The organism is uncultured Campylobacter sp., from assembly GCF_937890585.1.
Taxonomy (GTDB): Bacteria; Campylobacterota; Campylobacteria; order Campylobacterales; family Campylobacteraceae; genus Campylobacter_A.
In genome coordinates this window covers 1-4,325 of record NZ_CALACG010000215.1, presented here as the reverse complement: position 1 = coordinate 4,325, position 4,325 = coordinate 1, and the positions used below count along the sequence as shown (strand labels likewise).

3 protein-coding genes are annotated in these 4,325 nt (G+C 41.4%); all 3 read right to left on the bottom strand.

The window, feature by feature from the left end; translation table 11 throughout:
* Positions 1–138 precede the first annotated feature (138 nt).
* Positions 139–1,023, bottom strand: coding sequence for a methylenetetrahydrofolate reductase (locus Q0296_RS06285; RefSeq protein ID WP_298038160.1), 885 nt, complete (start codon positions 1,021–1,023; stop codon positions 139–141).
* Positions 1,024–1,089: 66 nt separating this feature from the next.
* Positions 1,090–3,363, bottom strand: a complete 2,274-nt coding sequence (gene metE / locus Q0296_RS06280; RefSeq protein ID WP_298038157.1) for a 5-methyltetrahydropteroyltriglutamate--homocysteine S-methyltransferase — start codon at positions 3,361–3,363, stop codon at positions 1,090–1,092.
* Between the two features lie 742 nt (positions 3,364–4,105).
* A partial coding sequence (locus Q0296_RS06275; protein ID WP_298038154.1) for a hypothetical protein occupies positions 4,106–4,325 on the bottom strand: 220 nt, incomplete at its 5' end.

The following is a 4,325-nucleotide window of genomic DNA, read 5'->3' as shown; positions in this document are numbered from 1 at the left end:
AGTACGGTCTCGTGGGCTCGGAGATGTGTATAAGAGACAGACTTGTGATAGCTAATCATAACGGATTGTCTGTGTAGATTTATGGCACCGCTAGGCCATCAGGAAAGATTTTGTATAAATTTATAGCAAGAGCTGGCTTTACACCAACTCTCTTATGCTTTTTGTAAGCTCTAAGCTCGCTTCGATCTCGGCACGTTTTGCCATGACGCTTTCTATGTTTATGCTTAAATTTAGCCCATTTTCATCGCCAAATTTCTTTAGATCGCACCAAATTTCTTTAATGATATTGCAACTCTCAGCCAGGTAGTCTGAGCTTAAATTTAGCCTCTCTTCAACCGAATTTGGCACGCTCACTCCGAGCCATTTGATAAATTCAAGCGTTTTTGCATTGCCCGCTGTGCTAAATGTCAGAAATATCGGCTCGCTTATCTTTGCAGCCGCGCACTCTTCCAAAAATTTACGTGCAAGCTCTGCGTCAAATATCGCTTGCGATATGAAAAAATTAGCCCCAGCTGCGATCTTTTCACGCATCCTTTGTGGCTCATCGCCCTTTTTGCCGTGACGCTCTGCGATACAGACGCCGCCTACTGCTAACTCTTTAAATTCACTAGCGATCTCGTAAGCGCGAGCTAAATTTAGCCTCACTTTTTGCGTGCTTGAAGTTGCCCCCACTAGCACGTTTAAATTTGAGCTTTGAGCCTTAAGTGCTGCGCGAAATTCATTCTCGCCGTATCCGCTAGCCACGCGATAAAATATACTAGGAGTAGCGACGTCTAGGTACTTTTTGTAGTAAATTTCTGGGCTTAACGTCCCACTAAACTCAAATGTCCTCTCGCTATCATTTCGCTCGCTCTCGTCTTGCACCTCGTAAAGCACGAGCCCGTCGGCCTTGATGTCATTTATTCGCCCCGTCCAGCGCTCTGCGATCTCACGTAGCTTTACCTCTTCAAACTCAGCCTTTGGCGGCGTGAGGCCATATAGCACGAGCCCTTTTTCTTTATTTAAAATTTTTTCTTTTAGCATTTTCTTAACTTTGATTTTAAATTTGCAGGATTAGCGTCTAGAAGAGCCTAGACGCTAAATTTTGTATTATAGACCTCTTACGATCTTAACGGCTTCTACCATGTTTTTAAGGCTTGGCTCGACCTCTTCCCATTTTCTGGTTTTTAGGCCGCAGTCAGGGTTGATCCAGAGTTGCTCTTTTGGCAAGACTTCAAGCAGAGCTTTGATCTGAGCGACGATCTCCTCGACACTTGGCACGCGTGGGCTGTGGATGTCGTAAACGCCAGGTCCGACCTCTTGTTTGTAGCCAACGGCTTTGAAAATTTTAAGTAGCTCGTTGCCACTTCTTGCAGTCTCGATACTGATAACATCAGCGTCCATAGCTTCGATGGTCTTGATAATGTCATTAAATTCAGAGTAGCACATATGTGTGTGTATCTGAGTTTTCGCCTCGGCTGAGCTTACTGAAAGCTTGAAGCAATCAACCGCAAATTTCTCATAAGCTGGGATATTTTCAGCTCTTAACGGATAGCCCTCTTTAAACGCTGCCTCATCAACTTGGATCACTCTAATGCCCGCATTTTGAAGGTCTGCGATCTCGTCATAGATACAAAGTGCAAGCTGTTTTGCTACCTCGCTTCTTGGAAGATCATCACGCACAAAGCTCCAGTTTAGCATCGTTACAGGTCCAGTTAGCATGCCCTTCATTACGTGTTTTGTGATACTTTGAGCATATTTCATCCACTTAACAGTCATCGGCTCTGGGCGGCTTACGTCACCAAAGAGAAGTGGTGGCTTGACGCAGCGGCTGCCGTAGCTTTGCACCCAGCCATTTTGGCTAAATGCATATCCACTGATCTGCTCGCCAAAGTACTCGACCATGTCGTTTCTCTCTGGCTCGCCGTGTACTAGCACGTCTAGTCCGATATCTTCTTGGAATTTCACGCAGTGATCGATATATTTTTTGATGCCTGCTTCATAAGCAGCCGCGTCGATCTCGCCTTTTTTGAAATTTTGGCGGAGCACACGAAGATCAACCGTTTGAGGGAAGCTACCTATCGTTGTTGTTGGCAATATGCCGTAGTTTAGCGTTTCGCGTTGGATTTTGATGCGGTCTTCAAATTTCTCGTCACGCTCAAATTTGCTTAAATTTTTAACGCGATTTTGAACGCTTTCAGAGTGGATGAGCTTTGAAGTGGCGCGAGTTTTAACAGCATTTTTGTTCTCTTCGTAAATTTTTGTTTCGCTCTCATCAAGCTTCTCGCCGTTTGCTAGTTTTGTGATGATCTTGATCTCGTCAAGCTTCTCAACCGCAAAGCTTAGCCAGCTTTTGATCTCTGGGTTTAAATTCTCTTCATATTTTAGCGTGTATGGCACATGTAGAAGCGAGCATGAAGTGCCTATATAAAGGTCTTTTCCGCCTATTTTCTCTGAAATTTCACCTACAAGTTTTACTTTTTCATCGATGTTGCTTTTCCAGATATTTCTGCCGTCGATCACACCTGCAAATAGCGTCAAATGGCTATTTTTGATAGTCTCAAGGACTTCGAAATTTCTCTTGCCATGGATGAAGTCAAGTGCGATACCGTAAATTTTAGTTTTAGCCACTTCGCTAACTGCCTTGATCGCATGCTCAAAATATGTCGCAAATACGATCTTAACGTTGTTTGCAACGCCTGTTAGCTCGTTATAGACCTTTGTGATAAGTGGTAGAAGTAGCTCTTCATTTTTGTCAGTTACAAAGATCGGCTCGTCAAACTGCACTAAAATTTCATCATCAAGCTTAGAAATTTGCTCAAGTAGCTTTTTGTACTCGCCTACAAGCGCGTCAAGGTGCTTAAATGGGCAGCTGCCGTCAGTCGTCTTTGAAAGAGCCAAGAACGTGATAGGACCGATCAAATTTACCTTGCCTTTTACGCCGTTAGCCTTCGCCTCTTTGTACTCATTTAAAATTTTGTCCGCTTTTAGGCTAAATTTACTCTCACTGCTAAGCTCTGGCACGATGTAGTGGTAGTTTGTGTTAAACCACTTTGTCATCTCCATCGCAACGCCACTTTTGTTGCCTCTTGAGCAAGCAAAATATTGCTCTAAGCCGCTTAAATTTGCAAATCTTGGAGGCGTAGCGCCAAAAGCGATGATGTTATCAAGCATTAGGTCGTAAAATGAAAAATCATTAACGCTAATAGCCGAAATGCCAGTGTCTTGTTGATATTTCCAGTGTCTTTGGCGAAGCGTCTTTGCAGTCTCTTGCAAATTCTCTTCACTAAAGCCCTCTTTACCAGCCCAAAAGCCCTCTAACGCGCGCTTTAACTCTCTTTTTTCTCCGATTCTTGGAAAACCTAAAACATAACTTTTTATCATTTTTATCCTTTATAAATTTAAATTTGCAGACGAAAATTCGCTCTGCAGACTACTATGAAAACTGTGCAAAGCACAGCAACCTTGAATATTTTTATGCAGGTACAAGGGGGCTAGAATTACGAAACCGCCCCCTTATCCCTGCGACCCAAACCCCCAGCACGTTCAATGTTGTTGTGCTGCGCACAAGTCTGGTTCACCCAAAATGCGGTGGATGACACCCACTTCTTCTTAAGCTAAAATAAAATTTATAAAAAATCCTACTAAAAAGGTCCTTGCCAAATTTTAAACACTGCTTCGTTTTATTTTTAAAAATGCAGTTACAATGCAGCGGACCTGCTAGCAAAAATGGATTAATATCAATGTGAAAAAATGTAAAATTATTTAAAAATTTGCGTGTTTTTTGAAAATCGCTGATATGTTTTTTGCCGAGATTAACGAGCTTTATGCATGGGACAAGGCATCAGCGTTTTTCCTTTGTAGTGAATTTTTGCCGCATTATAAACGCTCTTTGCCAAATTTTTGTTTAAATTTGGGCGCTACTAAATTTCACGCCCAAAACTTTTAGTCTTTTTTGCCTTTGTTTAGGGATTTTAGCTTAGCGTCCATATCGGCTGTAAGCATAGTAAAGACCTTGTTTGTAAGCTCCTGAGTTAAATCCTTAGCCTCTTGCATAGTCTTTTTACTAAATTCATTTCATAAAAAACTAGATATTAAAGTAGTAAAAAAATCATAGTAGATAGTTTTATAACCCAGTTAAAATTTTATTTTTATTAGTTAGTGTGATTTTACATCCAAAAAAGTGCTCTATATCTTCTGTGTGATCTACTATAATTATTGTTTTAGTTTTTTTTCTAATTTTTTCTATAAAACCGATCACAGAAAAGATTTCTGTTTTGCTAAGCCCTTTAAAAGGCTCATCTATACCAAAATATATAGCCTGTCTCTTATACACATCTCCGAGC